The following is a 22,209-nucleotide window of genomic DNA, read 5'->3' as shown; positions in this document are numbered from 1 at the left end:
CTCACATTATTTTCCTTCCAACACTTCCACTGCTTCTTTAAGGGTCTCAGCTTGTCCAACATTTCCAGGAAACACGATGTATGCACATCCTGGGAACTTGCTCTCTGGACCAGTTTTCCATACAGGAATACCTGGTTTGATTTGACCAGCGACTTTTGCGCGTTTCACGGATAGTCCAACTGTACCAACGCTGCTAGATGTGATGCCACCTTTTGCGACGATGTAATTCGGTTGGACGGTTAGGTCGCTGACGATGCTAGTAACAGCATCGGAGATTTTCACAGCAAGCTGTAACTCTTCTTCTTGACGGTTATCACCAAGGTCTAGTCGCTCGCGGCGAGTGTAATAGACCACTGATTTTCCTGAGTTAATCAATTGTTCAATTGTTGTCCTTACTCGCTGAACTTCCTTGGCAAATGCATCCTCATTCAGTACGAGGTGGACGTCAAATTCAATGGCTTCCACTAGTCCGCTCGCAGTTAGTTCATTCAATTGCTCGGTTGTTTTTTGAACGTGAGATCCCACAACAATGAGCCCGCCATGGTTTGTCTCTTCTGTAATTAATTCTTCGCGTGTTAATAGTGCTTTATCAGCGACTCCTCCAATCACCTTTGTTAAGGCAGAGGCGCTCCGGCATAGAAATTGCTTACCTTCTTTTAATGCTTGGAGGAAGGCGGTAACAAAGACTTCAACATCTACATAATCTACTGCATTGACAATGATTTTTTGAAAATTGGTTGCAGCAAGCAGTTGATGTTTCACTGCTTCAACATCATTGGCTCGTAATGTCTCAAGCGTGATGTAGATCGAATCTTCCTTCTTGAATTCGCCTTTTGTTTTTTCTTCGACCCATTCTCCAAGATGAGAAGAGTGGAAGCCAAATGTACGATCTTTCGCAAATTCGGTTTCTCCGGCAGGTACGAGCTCGTCTCCGTACTGAACGTAATGAACGTTATCGATTGTTAGACGGCCTCCTTCCTTAAAGAAGGGGATGATGACTTCTCCATCAAAACGAGTAGATGAGGCGGCTTCAATTGAATCTTTTAACGTATTGGTCTCGAGTGGGTAGTGCCCACGAAGCGTAGAATCTCCTCGACTAATCAGTACATAAGGGACGTTTTCCTCTTCTGAAACAGCTTGTACTCTTTCTGCAATCTCAGTATGAGCCTTTGTTGTTTCTGCGGAAGTGAATCCACGTGAATTTGTCAGTAGGAAGAAGATTCGATTCTGTTCGCGAAATCCAGCTTGAATGGAGCTTTTTGTCCAATCAGTATAAACCGACACTCCGTGTACCGTCTGGATCCCAGTAGGATCATCATCAAGTACAACAATTTTATACGCGGAATTCGCAAGTTCTTTTGATAAAAGGTCTTGAACAACCTCTCTATTAATCGAAGGAATCTGATCTAATCGTTCTGAAGCTTTTAGGTTTTGCATGATTATTGCTCCTTTCTTTCTACAGTTACGTTTGCCATCTTCTCATAATGCTGAACAATACTGGCGTGATCCAAGGCTTCCTTTCCATCTGCTTTTAACGAATGGAAAATCTCAAGTAGTTGACTTGATAATGGCAGTGGCACGGACAATTCATGCGCGGTATTCATCACATTTGTCAGATCCTTTAAGTTAATGTCCACTCTTCCGCCCGCTTTAAAGTTACGATCCAGGATCATTGGAATCTTCGCATCCATCACGGTACTTCCAGCAAGTCCTCCACGGATAGCCTGGTACATTTTATCAATATCAATGCCAGCTTTAGAGGCAAGTGTTAGTGCCTCCGAGACAGCTGCAATATTTAAGTTTACAATAATTTGGTTTGCGAGTTTGGCCGTTGTTCCACATCCGCTGTCTCCAACTAATACAATGTCTGAACCCATCGCTTCTAGCACAGGTTTCACTTCTCCAAACTGGGCTTCTTCACCACCAACCATGATAGCGAGGGTTCCATCAATCGCTTTAGGTTCGCCGCCGCTTACAGGGGCATCTAGGAAATGAACACCTTTTGCTGCAGCGAGAATCGCCATTTCTTTCGAGTCCACAGGAGAAACCGAACTCATATCGACAATCACTAAGCCTTTTGATGCACCCTCCATCACACCGTTCTCGCCAAATACAGCCATTCGAACATGTTCGCCTTTAGGTAACATCGTAATAACGCAGTCGCTGTTTTGGGCAACGTCCTTACCTGAAGTGGCAGGTGTTGCGCCTTCAGTTACTAATTGATCAACAGCAGTTTGATTTAAGTCAAAAACCGTTACTTGGAATCCTTTTTGAAGTAAATTCCGTGCCATCGGGCTTCCCATAATACCTAGTCCAATAAATCCAACGCGTTTGTTCATATAGATCTCCATCCTTTTTTTAAAAAAATATATTTCTCTTTCTCTTTCTCTCTCGTTCAAAATCTTACAATCTACAATCCTGGTAAAAAGGATTGGAATAATGATAGGAAGTAAACAAAACCAAGTGCGGTAATCCCTGCAAGTAATCCTCCTAAGCTCCATACACGTAAGGTTTCGACCATTGATAAGCGGCCGAACTTACTAACTACCCAGAAACCAGAATCATTTGGTAGAGATAATCCAATTCCTCCTGCACAAATGGCAAGACCGAGTAGAACCGGTGAGGCACCAAGGTCAGCAGCCATCGGTCCAAGTATCGTTGATGTTGTGACTAACGCAACGGTTGCGCTTCCAAGAGAGGCACGTAAAATCTGTGCGAATAAAAACGCAAGTAGTAATGCTGGAAGATTAAGCCCTTGCATCATATCAATGATTAAATCACCAATTCCTGTTTCTTGAACGACCTTACCAAAAGCTCCACCTGCACCTGTAATTAAAAGAACCATTCCAGATGAATTAAACGCTTGTGTCATCACTGACTTTATGTCCTCTACCAAATATGGTTTAAGCACAAAGGTGGCAACGATTACACTAATCAGTAAAGCAATGTTTTTATCTCCAATTAAAGCAAAGAATGTAGGAAGGGCATGATCAGGGTTACTAGAAAATGCTAAGTTCATCACCGTGTTTGAAAGAATTAAGACGATGGGAAGAGCTAACATTCCAAAAGCAAGCCATGCAGGAATTGATTTAGAAGGCGCTTTCTTGTCGACTAATTCTATATCATCATTGACATCATCTAAACGATTCCCGGTAGGTATGCGCTTACCTATAAAACGTCCGTATAAAACACCACCAACTAATGTAGCGGGAATCGCCACTAGTAAACCGTAGATGAAGAATAAACCAATATCAGAGTTTGTTTGATCCGCAACAATCAGTGGACCTGGTGTTGGAATAATTAAACTATGAGATACGATCAGTCCAATTGATAGAATCGCTACAAAAGTTGCAATGGAAATCTTTGTTTTAATCGATAAGCTTTGAATCAGCTTGTTTAAGATAATGAATGCGGCATCAAAAAAGACGGGAATCGCAACAATCGTTGACGTAGCTGATAGAGCCACAGGAGAGCGCTTCACTCCAAAAGAACGAATAATGGAGTCTGCGATCTTTTCAATAGCCCCGGATGAAGCTAGCAATTGACCAAATATAATTCCAAGACCAATTAAGATCCCGACGCCAGTTAAGGTTCCACCGAACCCATCGGCAATCACTGTTGGAACTTCTTTCGTTGGAATAGAGGATACGAGTCCAATCCCAATTGCAACAACTAATAATGAGATAAAAGCGTCCCATTTAAATTTAATAATTAATAGAAATAACACAATCAAAGCAACGATAAAGCCAATAATTAATCCAGTTCCTGATAACATCATTCTTCACCCCAAGTTCGTATAATCATGTTGTAGTAGAGCGTTTTTCAAGGTTTGATTTATTTTTTCATGCGTGTGACGGCAAGTCTAGATTGGTTAACCCGACCTGAGAGCTTTTCGCCACCTAACGCAACTAGTCGTGTATACATCGTATCAATTAACGTGAGCTGCACAATCCTTGAAACCATGGCATCCGGCCGCTTGCTTGTTTCTGCTGCTTGAGTGAGTAGAAGATACGTTGCAAGACTTGCAAGTGTTGTGTTTCGATTGGAAGTAATAACAATAACCTGAGCTCCGTTGCTTTTAGCTATCTCAACGACATCAATAATGTCAACGGTTTCACCTGAGTGCGAAATAGCGATAACGACATCCTGGTCATTCATATGGCTCGCATATATCGCTTGATAGTGAGGATCTTTTACAGAAAGAGTCGTTTCACCTAAGCGCATAAATTTGTGTGCACCGTCTTCAGCAATGGTTCCTGATAGACCTTGTCCAAAGAAATACAACCGTTTTGCCTGCTGAAGAGCGAAGACGGCCTCTTCAATTGTAGATACGTTCATGGCATCCTTTGTCATTGTAAGCGCAGTTGAAATTTGATCTGAAATTTTATCAAACACAATATCTGCGTGATCACCAGCCTGTATGTCATTTGATTCGGATGTGGTTGTTTTTGATTCAGCTAATTCCTGAGCCAGAGCAACCTTTAATTCTTGGTAACTAGCATACCCGAGCTTACGATATAATCGCACCACACTTGGTTCACTCACATTACTTAGTAGAGATAACTCATTCATCGAAAGTAAGAATGGTTTATCATGCTGATTTAGTTGATGAATAATTTTTTGTTCTGATGCGGTAATGGAATTCTTTTTTTGTTCAATACGTTGTTGAAAACTGGACAACGCAACATCACCTCCGGCTTCGTAGTAATATTACTACAGTAAAATCGCTTACACAAGAGTTTTTGTTTGTTTTACTACATAAAATAAGTTGAATTATGTCGAATATAGCGTTACCATAAGGATTATTGTAATAAAACTACATCATTGGAGGGGTTATTATGTATGTTTCAACTAAAGAGCTATTAGCAAAAGCGGAGAAAGAAAACGCGGCTATTGCTGCTTTCAATTGTTACAACGCGGAAACAGTTCAAGCGGCCATTCGAGCAGCAGAACAAGCAGATCAAGGGGTATTAATTGCATACGGAGAGCGGTATAAAGACTACATGAATTTGGAAGCGTTTGCGGCATTTACACTGAAATCTGCAGAGCTTGCATCCGTTCCTGTTTCTCTTCATTTAGACCATAGTTATGAACTGGACACGATAATGCGAGCCATTCGCGCTGGATTTTCGTCGGTGATGTTTGATGGTTCGCCTCATTCATTAGAAGAAAATATTCGATTAACTAAGGAAGTGGTCGAGCTCGCACATGCTCATGGCGTTCATGTAGAAGCGGAGATTGGTTCAATGGAAAAGGGAGATTTTTCAGATGAAGAAGAGGGAGATGGGCGCTTAACGGATCCAACTGAGGCTGCTCGTTTTGTCTCAGAAACAGGTGTCGATTTCCTTGCTGCTTCGATTGGAACGGTTCACGGAATGTACAAAGGAGAGCCGAAGCTTCAATTTGATTTGCTTGAGGAAATTGCAGAGAAGGTTCAGATTCCATTAGTCTTACACGGTGGATCTGGCACGCCAGAAGATCAAGTATTAAAAGCAATTGATTATGGTATTCGGAAGATTAACGTGAACACAGAAATCTCATTAACAGCAGTAAGTACAATTGCAGACACGGTAAAAGAAAATCAACAAGTGCATTTAAGTACCCTAATGACTCATGCACAAGAACAAATGACGATCCATATGGAGAAAATTATTCGATTGTATCAAAATAAATAAACAGAAAACAAATTGTCACTTCATATATAGAAGCACTAAAAAGCAGCTTCGGTATAAGTAATCCGTCGCTGCTTTTATTTTTTATCATCTGCTTACGTTATATGTTCGTATGAATTCTAAAGTTTAAATTTATTCACAGAGTTTTGTAAGTCTCCTGCAATATTAGTTAAATAAGTTGACGCACTCGCAACTTCCTCCATTGAAGCACTCTGCTCTTCAGTTGCTGCTGCAACTTGTTGTGAATGGCTAGCTGCATCGGTAGCTAATTTTGATGCGACTTCGATTTTATCGACCATATCTGCTATGTGTTCTTTAACATATACAAATGATTGAGAAACCTCATCTATTTGAATGGAAACTTTATTTACAGATCCAGTAATTTCAGTGAATTCAATACCTGCGCGATCTACTAAACTCATACCACCATTCACTGCTGTAGTTACGTCACTAAATGTTTGAATGGAAAGGTTTATTTGACTGTTAATGCGTTCTGTCAGTTGTTTAATATGGCTAGCAGTTACTTGAGATCTTTCAGCTAGTTTCCTTACTTCAGAAGCAACAACAGCGAATCCTTTTCCTTGTTCTCCAGCTCGTGCTGCCTCTATTGATGCGTTTAAAGCCAACAAGCTAGTTTGCTCTGCAACTTCGGTAACTAATAAAATCATCTTGCTAATCTCTGTAGACTGACTTCCCAATTGTTCAATGACAGTTGAAACTTCACCCATCTTAGTTTCTATTAATTTCATTTGTGATAAGCTATCATTTACGATCTTAAGTCCATTCTCTGCTTTTTCGTTCGTTCGTTTAGAACTATGATCTACGTCACTTACGAGGTCTTGTATGGATTGAACTCTTTGTTCGATATTCTCAGCAGAACTTGTAGCCTGGTGAGTCTGCCTCATTTGGATCTCTGAACCAGCGGCCACTTCTTGAATGACCTGTGTAATTTCCTCGGCAGCTTGGTTCGTTTGGTCCGCTCCCGCTGATAACTGGTTAGAAGAAGAGGCTATTTGTTCGGATTTAATTACTACATCCTTAACAAGCGCACTAAGATTAAGCCTCATTTGTTCATAATACGTAGATAATTGACCAACTTCATCATTAACAGAATCTTGAAGTGAAATTGTAAGTGTGCCTTGACCAGCATTTTCTAGTGCATGACCAACTTGATTCAATCTTCTTTTTAATCGAGCTGTAAACCCGATTACAAAAAGTGTAGCAAGTACAACGCCTGATACGACAAGTATGCTCAAAGTAGATAGTATTGACGAGATGGTCTGATCTACTAATCGTTGAGAAACTCCTGTATACCACATCCCTATAATTTCTTCATCTTGATTTAGAATCGGTTTGTAAGCAGTTTGTGTCATCACTCCTGCCACATCGGCCTCTCCGAAATAGGTGTCTCCATCTTTAAGTACAGCTTGTACAACTTCATTTGAAGCTTGTGTTGAAACAGCCCGCTCTCCATTCACTTCAACATTCGTTGCAACTCTAGTATCATCTTGAAAAATAGTGACAGTACCTCCAGTCATCTCGGCGATTTGATCAACTAATTCAAAGTTATCATTCAGGACCGTTTCTCCCTTATAAAGGTTTCCATCTATAATTTGCCAATTTCCTGAAATCTCTTTGTCAATGGCATAGAAAGATAACAAAAGATCTGAATGAGCCTTTTCTAAGGCCATTTCTTTTATTCCGTCAGTAACCAATTTATATACAACTAGACCCAATACACTTCCAAAAACAACTAGCAGTGATAACACTAAAGCGTTAATCTTAAACGAAAGTCCTTTATTTTTGAATAATCCCATATCTTTTCTCCTCTAGTTCATTAGATATTCTACCTAAAAATATACCGACCAGAAATGAAAATATTTCACTATAAATTTTTTGAAAAAATGGAGATATAGAATACATAAAATTCTATGTTTAACTCAAGTGAAAGATAAGTGTAGGATCATCCTTTTTATGTATTATGTTTAGAGTGTGTGGTGCTACCTTAATAATTCTCAGGAAGGGTAACATACATAGGAAAGCAACTGACCATATTAGGTGAATTAAAGGGAAAGATATTTATGCATACTAAAAAGTCCTGTACATGTGCTTTAAAACGGATACAGGACTTAAAATAGGTATATCTGCTGCCTTGAATTTTTCCCGGAGCGCCATTGTGATACTTTCAGCTTTATATTTTCGTTAAGACAAAAACAAATAAGCCAATCCAATAACTATCAGTATCGAAATAGGAATGAGCAATAGATAAATCCAGGACAGGTTTCGAAAGCTTTTTTCACTACTGTAATTCTGGTCGACTATATTGACATAAACAATCGTAACAATAAGTCCAATGAAACAGATGAGACCGGTAAAAATAAGTAAGAACGTCATGTTGCCACTCCTTTTAATACAACTTCCTTCACTATAAGCGAAAAGGTGATTCAGTGTAAGCGCATAATCTTTTTTGTTTATGTATTGACACACCTTATGAACAGAACTATGATAAATATAATATCTGATATATCAGATAGATTTATTATTTCTTAGCTAAATAAGATATTTATAAGACGTTGACAGGTGCAGACTTCGTCGATAGTATTTGATATATCAGATATCATTGGAGGAGTCATCATGAAAAAGCAGATGGATACCGCGGACTTTTTTAGTTCAGGAGTTGAAAGTGTTAAATCCTTACGCGAAATTGCGGTAGAAAAAATCAAAGAGGCGATTGTTAGTGGATACTTTTTGCCTGGAGATCATTTAAAAGAACGTGAGCTATCTCAGTTAATGGGTATTAGCACAACACCGATTAAAGAGGCTTTTCGGATTCTTGGAAATGAAGGCTTTGTCCAGACCATTCCGCGAAAAGGAACCTATGTATCAGAATACGCCAATACGTCAATTGAGGAAATTCTATTGCTCCGTGCATCAATTGAAGGACTTTGTTGTCGATTAGCTGCTATGAAAATGAAGGACTCAGAGCTAGCGTTGTTAGAGGAACAAATTAACACAATGAAGGAACTAAAAGAAGACGAGGATGCAGAAGCGTTAGTGCAGCACAATACAGCCTTTCACGAGATGATTGTACACTATGCAGAGAATGCAATGATTAAGAACATGCTAAACAACGTGAAAGCATTTGACCAAGCCTTCCGAAAACGTGCTCTTTCCTATCAGAAAGAAATTATAGAGGGATATGAAGAGCATTCAGCGATTTTTCAAGCTATTAAAAGTCGAGATGGAGATCTTGCTGAGAAATTAATGAAGCAGCATATTTTACGAACAACAGAATTTATTCTGTCTCATCAAAAGGAACAATAGGGGCTTTGCTTCTATTAAATAAAATGATAACGCATACAAAAGGAGGACGACATGGATTATACAGCATTCGCCAAAAAGTTAGAGACGATTTCTGCGATTCCAATTACTGCTTTTCATGATGATTTTAGCGTGAACTGGGATGGGGTTAAGGAAAATATTGAGTTCTTAATGGAGAATAAACTTGAAGTCGTTGTGCCATGTGGAAACACAAGTGAGTTCTACGCTTTATCAATTGAAGAAGCAAAAGAAGAGACCAGGAGAGTCGTGGAGTATGTAAATGGTCGAGCACTCGTTGTTGCTGGTGTTGGATATGCTGTACCAACGGCCGTGGAACTTGGAAACTTCGCCAAAGATGCGGGTGCAGATGCGATTATGATTCATATGCCTGTCCATCCGTATATTACTTCTAAAGGAGCAGCTAATTACTTCCGCTCCATCATTGAGCAAGTTGATTTGCCAGCAATTGTTTATTTTAAAGATCCTAATGTATCAGATGATGTCTTAAAGGAACTTGCGTCTCTCGACAAACTTGTTGGTGTGAAATATGCAATCAATGACTTGCCACGCTTTACGAAACTTGTACGTGAAGTACCGGTCTCACATAACGTTGCTTGGATTTGTGGAACAGCTGAAAAGTGGGCGCCTTACTACTGGAATGCAGGAGCGGTTGGCTTTACTTCAGGATTAGTCAACATTCTGCCTAGTAAATCATTTGAGTTGCTAGAGGCGCTTAGAGCGAATAATACAGAAGCAGCTTGGGATGTATGGGAGCATGTGCTTCCATTTGAAGACTTACGTGCCAAATATAATAACGGGAATAATGTGGTTGTAATTAAAGAGGCGATGGAAGCAGTTGGTTTAACGGCTGGTAAAACACGTGAGCCTGTTGCAGCCTTAAATGAATCGGATCATGCAGAAGTCGAAGCATTACTTGAAACATGGGGTTTAAAAACAACTCAAAATTCATAAAGGATGGTGTGGAACATGTCAGAAGCAGTAACGTACAGCAATTTTATTAATGGTGAGTGGGTACAAGGGTCGTCCGGAGAAGTTGGAGAAAGTGTGAATCCGGCTCGTGCAAATGAAGTGGTCGGGCGGTTCCAAAAATCAACGGCGGAGGATCTGAATCAAGCCGTACAATCAGCTGCAATGGCTCTAAAGACTTGGCGTAAGCTAACCGGTGCTGCGCGTGGCGCGTATTTGTATAAAGTCGCTGATATCCTTGAAGCAAGAACAGATGAAGTAGCTGAGGTTATGACCAAAGAAATGGGTAAAACTCTTCCAGAGGCAAAAGGCGAAACTGCTCGTGGAGTAGCGATTCTAAGGTATTATGCTGGTGAGGGGTTGCGTAAGGTTGGAGATGTCATTCCTTCAACCGATGCTGACGCCTTTATGTTTACAACACGTAAGGCGCTTGGCGTTGTAGGTGTCATTACGCCTTGGAACTTCCCGGTAGCGATTCCGATTTGGAAGATGGCGCCAGCATTAATCTATGGGAACACGGTCGTTCTTAAACCAGCATCAGAGGCTTCTATTACAGCAGCTAAAGTTGTAGAATGCTTTGCTGAAGCTGGATTTCCTGAAGGAGTCGTAAACTATATTACTGGCTCGGGTGCCATTATTGGTCAAGGACTTGCTGATCACAAGCAAGTAGATGGCGTTACATTCACGGGTTCAGACGGTGTTGGGCAGCAGGTAGGCCAAGCTGTTCTTGCCAGAGGCGGAAAGTACCAGCTTGAAATGGGTGGAAAAAATCCTGTTATCGTAGCAGATGATGCGGACTTGGATTTGGCCGTAGATGCAACGATAAGTGGAGGACTGAAATCAACAGGACAAAAGTGTACAGCCACAAGCCGTGTCATTGTCGATCAAGCAGTCTATGAAACATTTAAAGATAAATTAGTCGCAAAAGTGAGTGAATTAAAAGTAGGGGACGGGCTCGACTCTGATACATGGATGGGACCAAGTGTCAGTAAAGGGCAGCTTGATACTGTACTTTCTTACATTGAGAAAGGGAAGGAAGAAGGAGCGAATCTTCTTTTTGGAGGTCGTCGCCTAGAGGATGGAGAGCTAGGAGACGGGTATTATGTAGAGCCTGCAATCTTTGGTGAAGTCGATACAAAGATGAGTATCGCTCAAGAAGAGATTTTTGGACCGGTCCTAGCTTTAATTAAAGTTGATGGTCTAGAACAAGCGATTGAAGTGGCAAACGATACGAAATTTGGTTTAAGTGCATCGATCTTTACAACAAACATAGCTCGGATGATGACATTCATCGAAGATATTGATGCAGGACTTGTCCGTATTAATGCGGAAAGTGCTGGAGTTGAACTGCAAGCACCATTTGGTGGAATGAAGCAATCAAGCTCGCACTCTCGTGAGCAAGGAACAGCTGCCATTGAATTCTTTACAGAAGTAAAAACCGTTTTTATCAAAGGATAAATGAGGGGGATATATAATGAAGATTTCAAAAGTAAAGCTTACTGCAGTTGGGGTTCCACGCCATACTGGATTTGTGAATAAACACGTAATTGTGCAGCTGGAGACAGATGAAGGAGCGGTGGGAATCGGCGAAATGTCCGATTTTTCTCATCTTCCTCGTTATTCAGTAGATATGAAAGATCTAGAAGCTACACTTGATTCCATTTTGATTGGTAAAAATCCGTTTGATACAGCAGATATCAATCGTGAGCTTGATCTGAATTTCCCGCAAGCGCTTTATTATTATGAAAAAGGGAGCTTTATCCGAAACGGTGTAGATACCGCTCTGTATGATGTGTGTTCAAAATTCTTAGGAGTGTCCATGTCTGATCTATTAGGCGGACGCCAACGTGAGAAAATTAAAGTGTGCTATCCTATTTTCCGCCATCGTTTTATGGATGAAGTGGATGAGAACATTGACATTGTAAGAAACAGACTTGAACAAGGATTTGATACGTTCCGCCTTTATGTTGGGAAAAACGTAGATGCAGACGAAGCCTTCCTGGATCGTGTCTATTCTGAATTTGCTGGCAAAGTAACAATCAAATCCTTAGATTTTAGCCATTTGCTAGATTGGAAGGATGCGCTCAGAGCCACCAAACGTCTTTCTAAATATCACTTTGAATTGGTAGAAAGTCCAGCGTTCTGGAATGACTTTGAAGGGTTAAGTCACTTTAGACTTCAATGTGAGTTTCCTGTAAGTGAACACGTATGGAGCCCAAGACAGCAATATGAAATGATTAAAAAGGATTCCGTTGATATCTTTAATATTGCTCCAGTGTTTATCGGTGGGCTGACAGCAGCTAGAAAAGCAGCGTATGCGGCTGAAGTGGCTGGAAAAAGCGTCCTAATTGGAACGACGCAAGAGCTTTCAATTGGAACATCTGCAATGGCTCACTTTGGAAGCGCTCTCCCACATTTGAATTATACATCTGACCCAACAGGTCCAGAGCTATATATTGATGATATTGTCACGGACAAAATTCAGTACGAGAATGGATTCCTCCGTCTACCAGACAGAAAGATTGCCGGAATCGGTGTAGATCTAGATTGGAATAAGATTGAGAAGTATCGAGTTCCTGATTTAAGCTGGGGTGATGTCTCTGTACACCAACTACAGGACAGAACATCCCAAACAAGAGGATAGGGAGGGAAACTCATGCGGAAGCACGGGGGTGTGGCAGTACTTGGAATGGGTCTTCTGTTCCTCGCTGCCTGTTCCTCTTCTGAAGGGAAACAGGCAACAGAGGCTGATATCGCCAACTATCCAAATCAAACAATTGAAATTTACGTACCAGCAAGTCCAGGTGGGCAAACGGATACTGCAGCCCGAGTCATGGCAAAGCATCTACCTAAATACCTAGGAGAAGACATGGTTGTGGTGAACCAGGCCACAGCTGGTGGTGCTCTCGCTTTTGAAAACGTTCGAGCCTCTGATAAGGCTGGATACAGTCTTCTTTTTAATCATCAGGCGCTTCACACGGGTCATGCAGTTGGGCAGCTTGAGTATAGTACCGAGGAATTAACGGCGATCGGTACATTCTCTTCCGTTAATCAAGTATTTGTAGTAAGTGCAAATTCTCCATACGAGACACTCGATGATTTAGTCACCTTTGCTAAGGATCATCCAAATGAAGTCATATATGGTTCACAAATAGGTGGGACCACTCACTTTATGGGGGAGCTTCTTGGAATTGAATCAGGATCTGAAATCAAAATTCTTGATGTAGGAAGTGAATCGGACCGGATGACCGGACTCTTAGGTGGGCAAATCGATGTGGCTGTTACCGGGGTCGGGAATGTGTTGAATTATATTGAGTCTGGTGACTTTAGAGCACTAGGAGTACTTGCGGCTGAGCGGGATGAACTTGCGCCTGAGCTACAGACAACAGTTGAACAAGGATATGATGTACAGTTTCCGATTGTTCATTCATTGTATGGTCCAGGTGACATGCCGCCTGAGATTGTTGAACAGTGGAATGAAGCGACTGAAAAGCTGGCACAAGATGAAGAATACCTGGATGAATTACAAAAAACTTTTCAAACGCACACATTAATGAATTCAGAAGAAGCGACTCAATTTGCTAAAGAAGAGCTAGAAAAAGCACAACTCATCGCTGATGAACTTTTTTCAGATAATCAATGATAAGGCGTGATCGGGATGAATCTTACACAAGAACGTTTGATGGGAATAACCATAACTCTAGTAGGTCTACTGATGTTTTTAAATACGTTAAACATGTCTTTCTTGATGCTGGTAGATGACCCTGGTCCGAAACTGTTACCTCAAATTGTTTCAATCGGTTTGATCGGATGTGGAGTTGGTCTCATTTTGTACAAAAACGAATCAGCCAAGAAAGTAACGTTTAAGTTAAACGATAATAGTAAACGGATGATTGTGAGTTTTATTGCACTTGTGATTTACGCGATTGTTTTCAATTTCTTGGGTTACCTCATTAGTACTTTTTTATTTCTGACTTTTCTGACTTGGTATTTAACGAAAGAGAAGAACAAAACGACAATTATAAAAAGTCTTATAAGCAGCACAATTGTAACCGTTATCATTTATGTTGTATTTTCTACCCTTCTAAATGTCATCTTACCCTCAGGTTTTCTGTAAAGGAGGAGCAAAATGGATGTATTAATCCAAAGTTTATCTGAAACATTAACTCCTTTTGTGATCCTTCTTATGGCACTAGGAGTGTTAATTGGCCTTATCTTTGGAACCATTCCGGGTCTTACCTCAACAATGGGAATGGCCCTATTTGTTCCGTTTACGTTTGGCATGGATCCTGTGCCTGGCATTGCCTTTTTAATATGCCTTCACTTAGGAGGTGTATCTGGTGGGCTTGTGGCTTCTACTCTATTAGGGATTCCTGGTACGCCTTCTTCCATTGCGACAACATTTGATGCATTTCCTATGTCTAAAAGTGGGGAACCCTTACGAGCACTAGGGATTGGAGTGATGGCATCCTTAATTGGAGGAGCCCTCAGTTTTATCGCGCTCATCACGATTTCTCCAGTGATTTCACGACTTGCCGTAAAAATGGGACCGTTTGAATTCTTTGCCCTTATCTTCTTTGCCTTATCACTCGTGGCCGTCTTATCTAAAGGGAGTATGCTAAAAGGAATTACGGCTGGTTTTCTGGGTCTGGCAGCTGGCCTTGTCGGATTTGCTCCAATTGACGGTCTGCAACGCTACACTTTAGGTATTCTTGAGCTTAAAGGCGGAGTTGAATTACTACCTTTAATCATGGGTCTTTTTGCCATCTCGCAGATCATGATTGAAATTTTAGGAGATTCTCAGAGTCAAAAAATTAACTTCAATGCAAAGGGCTTTGCTTTTTCGCTGAAGGAAATTATAAAGAATGGCTGGAACCTGCTACGATCTTCCGCCATAGGTATTGCATTTGGGATCCTACCTGGTCTTGGTAGTGGAACATCAAACCTTGTGGCCTACGCTCAAGCGAAGCAGGCATCAAAAAATGCTAACCAATTTGGAAAAGGGGCACCTGAAGGCATTTATGCATCAGAATCATCAAACTCTGCGAGTGTAGGTGGTTCACTTATTCCAATGTTGTCTTTAGGGATTCCAGGTGATACGGTTACCGCCATTTTGCTTGGGGGATTTATGATTCACGGGCTTCAGCCAGGACCACTCTTTTTCACTAGTAATCCACACATTGTTAATGTCGTCTTTATCGCCTTTTTTGTAGCACTAATCTTCGTTCTCCTTTATCAGCTCTTTGCCATGAAGTGGTTTACACGTGTATTAACCGTACCAAAGCATTATCTATTTCCAATTATTCTTGTATTAACCATTGTCGGCGCATACACAACTAACAGTTCAATCTTTGATATGTGGGTAATGATTTTCTTTGGAGTGATTGGTTTTTTCCTTGTTCGAAACGGCTTTCCGATAGCTCCAATGATCCTCGGATTTATTCTTGGACCATTACTCGAAACGTATATGAGAAGAGCGCTCATGACATCAGGAAATGCAGCTGATTTCTTCACAAACCCAATCTCCGCCATATTTATTCTGGCCGGAATTGCATGTGTGGCCTTTACCCTTATAGGTGAGATCAAAGATAAAAGAGGAAAGAATACAGAAAATACGCTTAATGTGTAAGCAAAAGATCGAAGAACTATATGTGAGAGGCCCAATGAATCTGTCAGGCTACAGATTCATTGGGTTTTTTCTACAGCGACAATGGAATAACTTTCTCTACCCCTTCATAAAATCTCTTGATTAAGCTTGTTTTTGGAGACATGTCGAAAAAAAGTTAGGTGATATTATTGTAATTTTTGCCTAATCGATTTATATTAGTTGTACGTACTAGTTTAATTAAGAACCGATCCGATCGAAAATGAAGTCGATAACGTCCGTATAAATGATAGCGCTATCATTTTGAGGATAACCAATTAGGGGGATGAGTTTTTATGAAAAAGCTGGGCTTAGTAGGGTTAGTTGTAGTCGGTGGACTTATGGTAACTGCATGTTCTGAGGGAAGCTCTGGTGGAGACGGTGGTGGTGAAGAAGAATTAACGGTTGGTATTTCCATGCCCACGCAATCTTCAGAGCGCTGGATTGCAGATGGGGACAACATGGTCAGCTACTTTGAAGAATTAGGGTATAAAACCGAGCTTCAGTATGCTGAGGATGTTGTTGAAAACCAAGTATCTCAAATTGAGAACATGATTACGTTAGGCGTGGATGCTTTAGTTATTGCTGCAGTTGATGGAGAAGCACTTACAAGTGTACTCGAAAGCGCTAATGCAGAAGAAATCCCAGTGATTTCATATGACCGGTTAATCATGAATTCCGAGCATGTTGATTACTATGCAACCTTTGATAATTTTGAGGTTGGCGTTATGCAAGGTCAGTACATTGTTGACCAGCTCGATTTAGAGAATGAAGCAGGTCCTTTTAACATTGAATTGTTTGCAGGTTCACCTGATGACAACAATGCTCATTTCTTCTTTAATGGTGCCATGTCTGTGCTTCAACCATATTTAGATGAAGGGAAATTAGTTGTGGGCAGTGGGCAAACTGATTTTAACCAAATTTCTATTTTACGATGGGACGGCGCAACAGCCCAAAGTCGAATGGATAATCTATTAAGCTCAAATTATGGTGGGGGTGAAGAATTACACGCTGTTTTAGCACCGGCAGATCTTCTAAGTATAGGCGTTCTTGCTTCCTTAAAAAGCGTAGGATACACATCAGATGATATGCCAATTATTACAGGTCAAGATGCAGATATCCCATCCGTTAATGCCATCATTGCTGGCGAACAGTCAATGACCGTGTTTAAAGATACAAGGGTCTTAGCTGAGAAAGCGGTCGAGATGACTGAGTCCGTTCTGAACAATGAGGAACCTGAGGTAAATGACACTGATACGTACGACAACAATGTAAAGGTTGTCCCATCATTCTTGGAGTCCCCTGTTGTAGTAGATATCGATAACTACGAAGAAATTCTAATTGAAAGTGACTATTACACAGAAGACCAGCTTAATTAACACCTACTCGTTGAGCGGTTCTAGCAAAGTAGAACCGCTCACTCAGAAAAGGGAGAGAGGGACATGTCCAACATTCTTCTAGATATGAAGAATATCACTAAGCAGTTTCCTGGTGTAAAAGCACTTGATCATGTGAATCTCCAAGTGAAACAAGGTGATATTCACGCCTTATGTGGTGAGAACGGAGCAGGTAAGTCGACATTAATGAAAGTATTAAGTGGTGTCTATGCGCACGGAAGCTATGAGGGTGACATTTATTTTCAAGACGAGCCTTGCCAGTTTAAGGACGTAAGACAGAGTGAGGAAAAAGGGATTGCGATCATCCACCAAGAGCTGGCTCTTATCTCCGAGCTTTCAATCTCTGAAAATATCTTTCTAGGAAATGAGCGCGGTCGTTACGGATTAATTGATTGGGATTTAACAAGTAAGGTAGCTGAAGAGCTGCTTAAACGAGTGAACCTGCTAGAACCCGTACAGACCAAGATTAAGCATATTGGTGTCGGGAAGCAACAGTTAGTGGAGATTGCCAAAGCTCTAGCAAAGGACGTTCGGCTTCTCATTTTAGATGAACCGACCGCTTCGCTTAATGAAACAGATAGCCAAAACTTATTAAGGCTTCTGCTCGAGCTTAAGCAAGAAGGAATTACCTCGATTATTATTTCACACAAGTTAAATGAAATTAAACAAATTGCCGATCAAGTGACCATTATTCGCGATGGGCAAACCATAGAAACACTTGATGTGAAAAAAGATGAAGTGAATGAGGATCGAATCATTCGCGGAATGGTGGGAAGAAGTCTTTCGAGCCGTTACCCTGAGTACTCAGGGGCACCTGGTGAAACCATTCTAGAGGTTAGGGATTGGAATGTTTTTCATCCGATTCAGCGTGAACGTCAGATCATCTTTGATGCTTCGTTTCATGTGAAGAGAGGGGAAATTGTTGGCATTGCAGGATTAATGGGGGCGGGGCGTACGGAACTCGCCATGAGTCTGTTTGGTGGATCGTACGGGTCCAAGATAAGTGGCGAGCTCCTTTTAAACAACGAACCTACTTCTTTTTCTTCAGTCAGTGAAGCCATTCAATCGGGATTAGCCTATGCAACAGAGGATCGGAAATCATATGGCCTCATTTTAATGAACGATGTAAAAGAGAACATTTCGCTCGCAAGCTTAAACAAATTGTCTAACAAAACCCTGATTAATGGAACAGAAGAAGTAAAAGTGGCAGAAGACTATCGAAAGAAAATGAACATCAAAACACCTTCCATCCAACAGGAAACAGGAAATTTGAGTGGTGGGAATCAACAGAAGGTCGTTTTAAGTAAATGGATTCTTTCTGATCCGGACGTTTTAATACTAGATGAACCGACACGAGGCATTGATGTGGGAGCAAAATATGAGATTTATACGATCATTCAAGAACTAGCTCAAAAAGGGAAGGGAATTCTCATCATTTCCTCGGAGTTACCAGAGTTAATCGGAATGTGTAGTCGAGTATATGCCATGAATAAAGGAAGAATCACTGGTGAGGTTCAAGGAGAATATTTAAACCAGGAGGATTTAATGAGGCTGATGACACGGGAGGTGGCTTTCCATGAAGACATTTCTGAAGATCGTCCAAACTAATATAAGGCAATATAGTATGACCTTTGCGTTGCTTCTTATTATGCTGCTGTTTCAAATTCTAACAGACGGCGTTCTTTTACAGCCTTTGAATATTACAAATCTAATCTTGCAAAATAGCTACATTCTCATTCTAGCTATTGGTATGGTATTAGTCATCATCACAGGACATATAGATCTCTCTGTTGGCTCAATTGCAGCGTTTATCGGTGCATTGTCTGCAATTCTGATGATTCAAATGAATATGGATCCTTTCTTTACCGTTATTCTTTGTTTGTTGATGGGTGCGATAGTTGGGGCATGGCAAGGATTTTGGGTTGCTTATGTGAAAATACCTGCCTTTATCGTAACGCTTGCCGGAATGTTAATCTTCCGGGGGATTACATTAATTATGCTTCAAGGACAATCCATTGCTCCTTTTCCTCCAGCTTTTCAACAATTAAGTGCTGGATTCCTACCAGATGTGTTTAATGGTTCTACTATTCACTTGTTATCACTGGTAATCGGAATCGTCTTGATTGGTATACTTGTCTTTCTTGAAGTACGAGCAAGAAGAAAACAAATAAAGAATGGGTTTGAGACGCTTCCCAGATCTTTGTTTCTTCTAAAAGTAGTTGGGATGGCAGCGGTCATTGGAGTTTTTACGTATATTCTAGCGGATTATCGTGGAATCCCGAATATTCTTATTCTCTTGATTGTACTTATTGCCTTTTATTCTTTTGTTATGAAAAAGACAGTTATCGGTCGTCACATCTATGCAGTAGGTGGCAACGAGAAGGCAGCCTCTCTATCTGGTATAAAAACAAAGCGTGTCACCTTTATGGTGTTTGTGAATATGGGAGTGCTCGCAGCCCTGTCAGGTTTGATCTTTGCGGCCAGACTTAATGCGGCCACGCCTCGAGCAGGAAACTTGTTTGAGCTTGATGCGATTGCGGCAAGTTTTATCGGAGGTGCATCCGCATATGGTGGTGTTGGATCGATCATTGGTGCGGTTATTGGTGGACTTGTAATGGGTGTCATGAATAATGGAATGTCCATTCTTGGATGGGGCATCGATTGGCAACAAGCGATCAAAGGTCTCGTTTTATTAGCGGCAGTAGCTTTTGACATTATGAATAAGAAGCGGTCGTAATCGCTTCTTATTAGACTCACTTGTACGTATAAGGATAGGAGGAGAAAGAGAATGCTGAATGATTTGAAACAACAAGTACTCGATGCTAATTTGGCACTGCCAAAGCATGGCATGGTTACATTCACATGGGGGAACGTGAGTGGAATTGATCGCGAAAGTGGACTGGTGGTGATTAAACCAAGTGGCGTTGAGTATGACGTATTAAAGAAGGAAGACTTAGTTGTTGTTGATCTAATGGGTCATGTGGTGGAGGGTGAATTGAATCCTTCATCGGATACACCTACCCATATAGTGTTGTATCGCGCCTTCCCTGAAATTGGTGGGATCGTGCATACTCATTCTCCTCATGCGACTAGCTGGGCCCAGGCAGGGAGGGGAATTCCAGCGTTTGGAACCACTCATGCAGACTATTTTTACGGAGAGATTCCATGCACGAGACCGATGACAGAAGCAGAAATAAAGGGTGCCTATGAAGCTGAGACGGGTAATGTCATTGTCGAGACATTTGCAGAAAAACGCTATGACCATATGCCTGGTGTGCTTGTCCATGCGCACGCTCCATTTGCCTGGGGAAAGAATGCGATGGAAGCTTTGCACAATGCAGTGGTGTTAGAAGAAACAGCAAAAATGGCAACGAACACACTCGCTCTTAACCCACATGCCACTCATATGCAGCAGGACCTTTTAGATAAACATTTTCTCAGAAAGCATGGAAAAGACGCTTACTATGGACAACGAAACTAAAGGAGGCAAACCAATGAGTACGTATACAATTGGATTGGATTTTGGAACGGAGTCAGGACGAGCTGTATTAGTGAATGTAGTAGACGGAACAGAAGTGAGTGAACATGTGACTCCATATCGTCACGGGGTCATTGATCGCACGCTGCCTTCAACCAATCAACCACTTGAATCAGAATGGGCGCTTCAGCACCCAAGCGACTATATCGAGGTATTAACAACTTCTGTGCCTGCTGTATTAAAGCAAGCTGGGGTGAGTGCGGAAGATGTGATTGGTGTAGGTATTGATTTTACTGCGTGTACAATGCTTCCAGTTGACGAGGCAGGAACACCCCTTTGTTTAATAGAGGAACTAAAGGACCGTCCTCATAGCTGGTTAAAGCTATGGAAGCATCACGCAGCACAGGATGAAGCAAATGAGATCAATCGGATTGCTGAGGAGCGCGGGGAAGCCTTCCTTGCACGCTACGGAGGGAAGATCTCATCTGAATGGATGATTGCAAAGATCTGGCAAGTATTAAATGAAGACCCAGAGATGTATGAGGAGGCTGACTTGTTCCTTGAAGCTACGGATTGGGTCATCGCACAAATGACAGGTTCAATTGTCCGTAACAGCTGCACAGCTGGATACAAAGCGATATGGCATAAGCAGGATGGCTTTCCGAGTGAGGACTTTTTTAAAGCGCTTGATCCGCGCATGGAAAAGGTGGCATCTACTAAACTTCGAGGAGAAATTGTTCCACTTGGTACAAGAGCGGGTGGACTAACGGAGAATATGGCTGCGCAAATGGGCTTAGTGCCAGGGACAGCTGTTGCAGTAGGGAATGTGGATGCGCATGCCGCAGCACCAGGTGTTGGCGTTGTTACTCCAGGTAAGCTGGTTATGGCAATGGGAACGTCCATCTGCCATGTTGTACTTGGTGAAGAAGAAAAAGAAGTGGAAGGCATGTGCGGTGTTGTTGAGGACGGAATTATCCCTGGATACTTTGGTTATGAAGCCGGTCAATCAGCGGTCGGAGATATTTTCGCTTGGTTTGTGCGACATGGGGTGTCCGAACAAGTTGAAAAAGCAGCGAAGGAAGCAGGAATGAATATCCACGCTTATCTGGAAGAAAAAGCAGCAGCATACGCCCCTGGAGAAACAGGCTTGCTCGCGCTTGACTGGTGGAATGGGAATCGGTCGGTTCTTGTAGATACGGAGTTAAGTGGATTAATCGTAGGGTTAACTCTCCATTCAAAACCAGAAGAGATTTACCGAACATTGCTCGAGTCCACAGCTTTTGGGACAAAGAAAATTATCGATGCCTTTCAATCAAATGGAATTGAAATAAACGAAGTGTACGCATGCGGCGGGCTACCACAGAAGAATAAATTGCTCATGCAGATCTATGCAGATGTAACAAATGTTGAAATTAAGGTTAGCGCAGCTTCACAAACACCTGCGCTCGGAGCTGCAATGTTCGCAGCAGTGGCAGCTGGAGCAGCTTATGGAGGGTATGACTCAATAACAGATGCTGCAACGTCCATGAGTCAGGTACGTGAAGAGACGTTTAAACCAATTCCTGAGAACGTCTCTACCTATGCCAAGCTTTATGAAGAGTACTCAACGCTTCATGATTACTTTGGTCGTGGAGAGAACGATGTGATGAAACGATTAAAAGCTTTAAAGGCCAAGAATGACTCAGCACCTACACCTACAAATAACTGAGG

Annotated in this window: 18 protein-coding genes; 13 read left to right on the top strand and 5 right to left on the bottom strand. The window is 41.5% G+C overall.

Annotated features, from left to right (window positions below):
* Positions 1-6: 6 nt before the first annotated feature.
* The 4 genes from ACQKKO_RS01195 to ACQKKO_RS01180 all read right to left on the bottom strand — a co-directional run bounded on the left by ACQKKO_RS01195 (position 7) and on the right by ACQKKO_RS01180 (position 4,680).
* Positions 7-1,437 carry a four-carbon acid sugar kinase family protein gene (locus tag ACQKKO_RS01195; protein ID WP_498643505.1) on the bottom strand — a complete coding sequence of 477 codons (1,431 nt, stop codon included), beginning with the start codon at positions 1,435-1,437 and terminating at the stop codon, positions 7-9.
* Positions 1,438-1,439: 2 nt separating this feature from the next.
* The gene (gene garR, locus ACQKKO_RS01190; RefSeq protein WP_498643503.1) at positions 1,440-2,339 is read right to left on the bottom strand and encodes a 2-hydroxy-3-oxopropionate reductase; all 900 of its coding nucleotides are present in this window, start codon (positions 2,337-2,339) and stop codon (positions 1,440-1,442) included.
* A 71-nt stretch (positions 2,340-2,410) separates the two neighbouring features.
* Positions 2,411-3,778 carry a GntP family permease gene (locus ACQKKO_RS01185; protein WP_498643501.1) on the bottom strand — a complete coding sequence of 456 codons (1,368 nt, stop codon included), beginning with the start codon at positions 3,776-3,778 and terminating at the stop codon, positions 2,411-2,413.
* Positions 3,779-3,834: 56 nt separating this feature from the next.
* Complete coding sequence (locus ACQKKO_RS01180; protein ID WP_498643499.1) at positions 3,835-4,680, bottom strand: MurR/RpiR family transcriptional regulator; 846 nt, start codon at positions 4,678-4,680, stop codon at positions 3,835-3,837.
* Positions 4,681-4,838: 158 nt separating this feature from the next.
* Between ACQKKO_RS01180 and ACQKKO_RS01175 the strand changes: the two genes are divergently transcribed.
* Positions 4,839-5,675 carry a class II fructose-bisphosphate aldolase gene (locus ACQKKO_RS01175; RefSeq protein ID WP_498643497.1) on the top strand — a complete coding sequence of 279 codons (837 nt, stop codon included), beginning with the start codon at positions 4,839-4,841 and terminating at the stop codon, positions 5,673-5,675.
* Positions 5,676-5,791: 116 nt separating this feature from the next.
* Here ACQKKO_RS01175 and ACQKKO_RS01170 read toward each other — a convergent pair whose 3' ends face one another.
* Positions 5,792-7,489, bottom strand: coding sequence for a methyl-accepting chemotaxis protein (locus ACQKKO_RS01170; RefSeq protein WP_498643495.1), 1,698 nt, complete (start codon positions 7,487-7,489; stop codon positions 5,792-5,794).
* Between the two features lie 817 nt (positions 7,490-8,306).
* Between ACQKKO_RS01170 and ACQKKO_RS01165 the strand changes: the two genes are divergently transcribed.
* The 12 genes from ACQKKO_RS01165 (at position 8,307) to ACQKKO_RS01110 (ending at position 22,207) form a co-directional block, all read left to right on the top strand.
* Positions 8,307-8,996 carry a GntR family transcriptional regulator gene (locus ACQKKO_RS01165; RefSeq protein WP_498643493.1) on the top strand — a complete coding sequence of 230 codons (690 nt, stop codon included), beginning with the start codon at positions 8,307-8,309 and terminating at the stop codon, positions 8,994-8,996.
* Between the two features lie 51 nt (positions 8,997-9,047).
* Positions 9,048-9,965 (top strand): dihydrodipicolinate synthase family protein, encoded by a 918-nt coding sequence (locus ACQKKO_RS01160; protein WP_498643491.1) that lies wholly within the window; start codon positions 9,048-9,050, stop codon positions 9,963-9,965.
* Positions 9,966-9,980: 15 nt separating this feature from the next.
* Complete coding sequence (gene gucD / locus ACQKKO_RS01155) at positions 9,981-11,438, top strand: alpha-ketoglutaric semialdehyde dehydrogenase GucD (protein WP_498643489.1); 1,458 nt, start codon at positions 9,981-9,983, stop codon at positions 11,436-11,438.
* Positions 11,439-11,454: 16 nt separating this feature from the next.
* The gene (locus ACQKKO_RS01150; RefSeq protein WP_498643487.1) at positions 11,455-12,624 is read left to right on the top strand and encodes a mandelate racemase/muconate lactonizing enzyme family protein; all 1,170 of its coding nucleotides are present in this window, start codon (positions 11,455-11,457) and stop codon (positions 12,622-12,624) included.
* A gap of 12 nt (positions 12,625-12,636) precedes the next feature.
* Positions 12,637-13,623: a tripartite tricarboxylate transporter substrate binding protein gene (locus ACQKKO_RS01145; RefSeq protein WP_498643485.1), complete on the top strand. Its 987-nt coding sequence runs from the start codon at positions 12,637-12,639 to the stop codon at positions 13,621-13,623.
* A 15-nt stretch (positions 13,624-13,638) separates the two neighbouring features.
* A complete protein-coding gene (locus ACQKKO_RS01140; protein ID WP_498643483.1) occupies positions 13,639-14,097 on the top strand; it encodes a tripartite tricarboxylate transporter TctB family protein in 459 nt (152 codons plus the stop codon).
* A gap of 12 nt (positions 14,098-14,109) precedes the next feature.
* Positions 14,110-15,609 carry a tripartite tricarboxylate transporter permease gene (locus ACQKKO_RS01135; RefSeq protein WP_498643481.1) on the top strand — a complete coding sequence of 500 codons (1,500 nt, stop codon included), beginning with the start codon at positions 14,110-14,112 and terminating at the stop codon, positions 15,607-15,609.
* A gap of 311 nt (positions 15,610-15,920) precedes the next feature.
* Positions 15,921-17,003 carry a multiple monosaccharide ABC transporter substrate-binding protein gene (gene chvE, locus ACQKKO_RS01130; RefSeq protein WP_498643479.1) on the top strand — a complete coding sequence of 361 codons (1,083 nt, stop codon included), beginning with the start codon at positions 15,921-15,923 and terminating at the stop codon, positions 17,001-17,003.
* A gap of 63 nt (positions 17,004-17,066) precedes the next feature.
* A complete protein-coding gene (gene mmsA, locus ACQKKO_RS01125; RefSeq protein ID WP_498643477.1) occupies positions 17,067-18,629 on the top strand; it encodes a multiple monosaccharide ABC transporter ATP-binding protein in 1,563 nt (520 codons plus the stop codon).
* Positions 18,598-19,758 (top strand): multiple monosaccharide ABC transporter permease, encoded by a 1,161-nt coding sequence (mmsB, locus tag ACQKKO_RS01120; protein ID WP_498643475.1) that lies wholly within the window; start codon positions 18,598-18,600, stop codon positions 19,756-19,758. The genes mmsA and mmsB overlap by 32 nt, the downstream gene beginning before the upstream one ends.
* Positions 19,759-19,809: 51 nt before the next feature.
* A complete protein-coding gene (gene araD / locus ACQKKO_RS01115) occupies positions 19,810-20,502 on the top strand; it encodes an L-ribulose-5-phosphate 4-epimerase (RefSeq protein WP_498643473.1) in 693 nt (230 codons plus the stop codon).
* A gap of 13 nt (positions 20,503-20,515) precedes the next feature.
* Positions 20,516-22,207, top strand: coding sequence for a ribulokinase (locus ACQKKO_RS01110; protein ID WP_498643471.1), 1,692 nt, complete (start codon positions 20,516-20,518; stop codon positions 22,205-22,207).
* Positions 22,208-22,209: the final 2 nt, after the last annotated feature.

Source organism: Alkalihalobacillus sp. NPDC127517, assembly GCF_050276055.1.
In the GTDB taxonomy this organism is placed as follows: domain Bacteria; phylum Bacillota; class Bacilli; order Bacillales; family Bacillaceae_D; genus Alkalicoccobacillus.
The sequence above is the reverse complement of the archived record's forward strand: the minus strand, read 5'-3'. Positions and strand labels throughout refer to the sequence as shown.

Coding starts and splice junctions, on each gene's coding strand:
- ACQKKO_RS01170 (WP_498643495.1), bottom strand. CDS start 7,489: ATGGGATTATTCAAAAATAAAGGACTTTCGTTTAAGATTAACGCTTTA.
- gucD (WP_498643489.1), top strand. CDS start 9,981: ATGTCAGAAGCAGTAACGTACAGCAATTTTATTAATGGTGAGTGGGTA.
- garR (WP_498643503.1), bottom strand. CDS start 2,339: ATGAACAAACGCGTTGGATTTATTGGACTAGGTATTATGGGAAGCCCG.
- ACQKKO_RS01160 (WP_498643491.1), top strand. CDS start 9,048: ATGGATTATACAGCATTCGCCAAAAAGTTAGAGACGATTTCTGCGATT.
- mmsB (WP_498643475.1), top strand. CDS start 18,598: ATGAAGACATTTCTGAAGATCGTCCAAACTAATATAAGGCAATATAGT.
- chvE (WP_498643479.1), top strand. CDS start 15,921: ATGAAAAAGCTGGGCTTAGTAGGGTTAGTTGTAGTCGGTGGACTTATG.
- ACQKKO_RS01195 (WP_498643505.1), bottom strand. CDS start 1,437: ATGCAAAACCTAAAAGCTTCAGAACGATTAGATCAGATTCCTTCGATT.
- araD (WP_498643473.1), top strand. CDS start 19,810: ATGCTGAATGATTTGAAACAACAAGTACTCGATGCTAATTTGGCACTG.
- ACQKKO_RS01175 (WP_498643497.1), top strand. CDS start 4,839: ATGTATGTTTCAACTAAAGAGCTATTAGCAAAAGCGGAGAAAGAAAAC.
- ACQKKO_RS01110 (WP_498643471.1), top strand. CDS start 20,516: ATGAGTACGTATACAATTGGATTGGATTTTGGAACGGAGTCAGGACGA.
- ACQKKO_RS01135 (WP_498643481.1), top strand. CDS start 14,110: ATGGATGTATTAATCCAAAGTTTATCTGAAACATTAACTCCTTTTGTG.
- ACQKKO_RS01145 (WP_498643485.1), top strand. CDS start 12,637: ATGCGGAAGCACGGGGGTGTGGCAGTACTTGGAATGGGTCTTCTGTTC.
- ACQKKO_RS01185 (WP_498643501.1), bottom strand. CDS start 3,778: ATGATGTTATCAGGAACTGGATTAATTATTGGCTTTATCGTTGCTTTG.
- ACQKKO_RS01150 (WP_498643487.1), top strand. CDS start 11,455: ATGAAGATTTCAAAAGTAAAGCTTACTGCAGTTGGGGTTCCACGCCAT.
- ACQKKO_RS01140 (WP_498643483.1), top strand. CDS start 13,639: ATGAATCTTACACAAGAACGTTTGATGGGAATAACCATAACTCTAGTA.
- ACQKKO_RS01165 (WP_498643493.1), top strand. CDS start 8,307: ATGAAAAAGCAGATGGATACCGCGGACTTTTTTAGTTCAGGAGTTGAA.
- mmsA (WP_498643477.1), top strand. CDS start 17,067: ATGTCCAACATTCTTCTAGATATGAAGAATATCACTAAGCAGTTTCCT.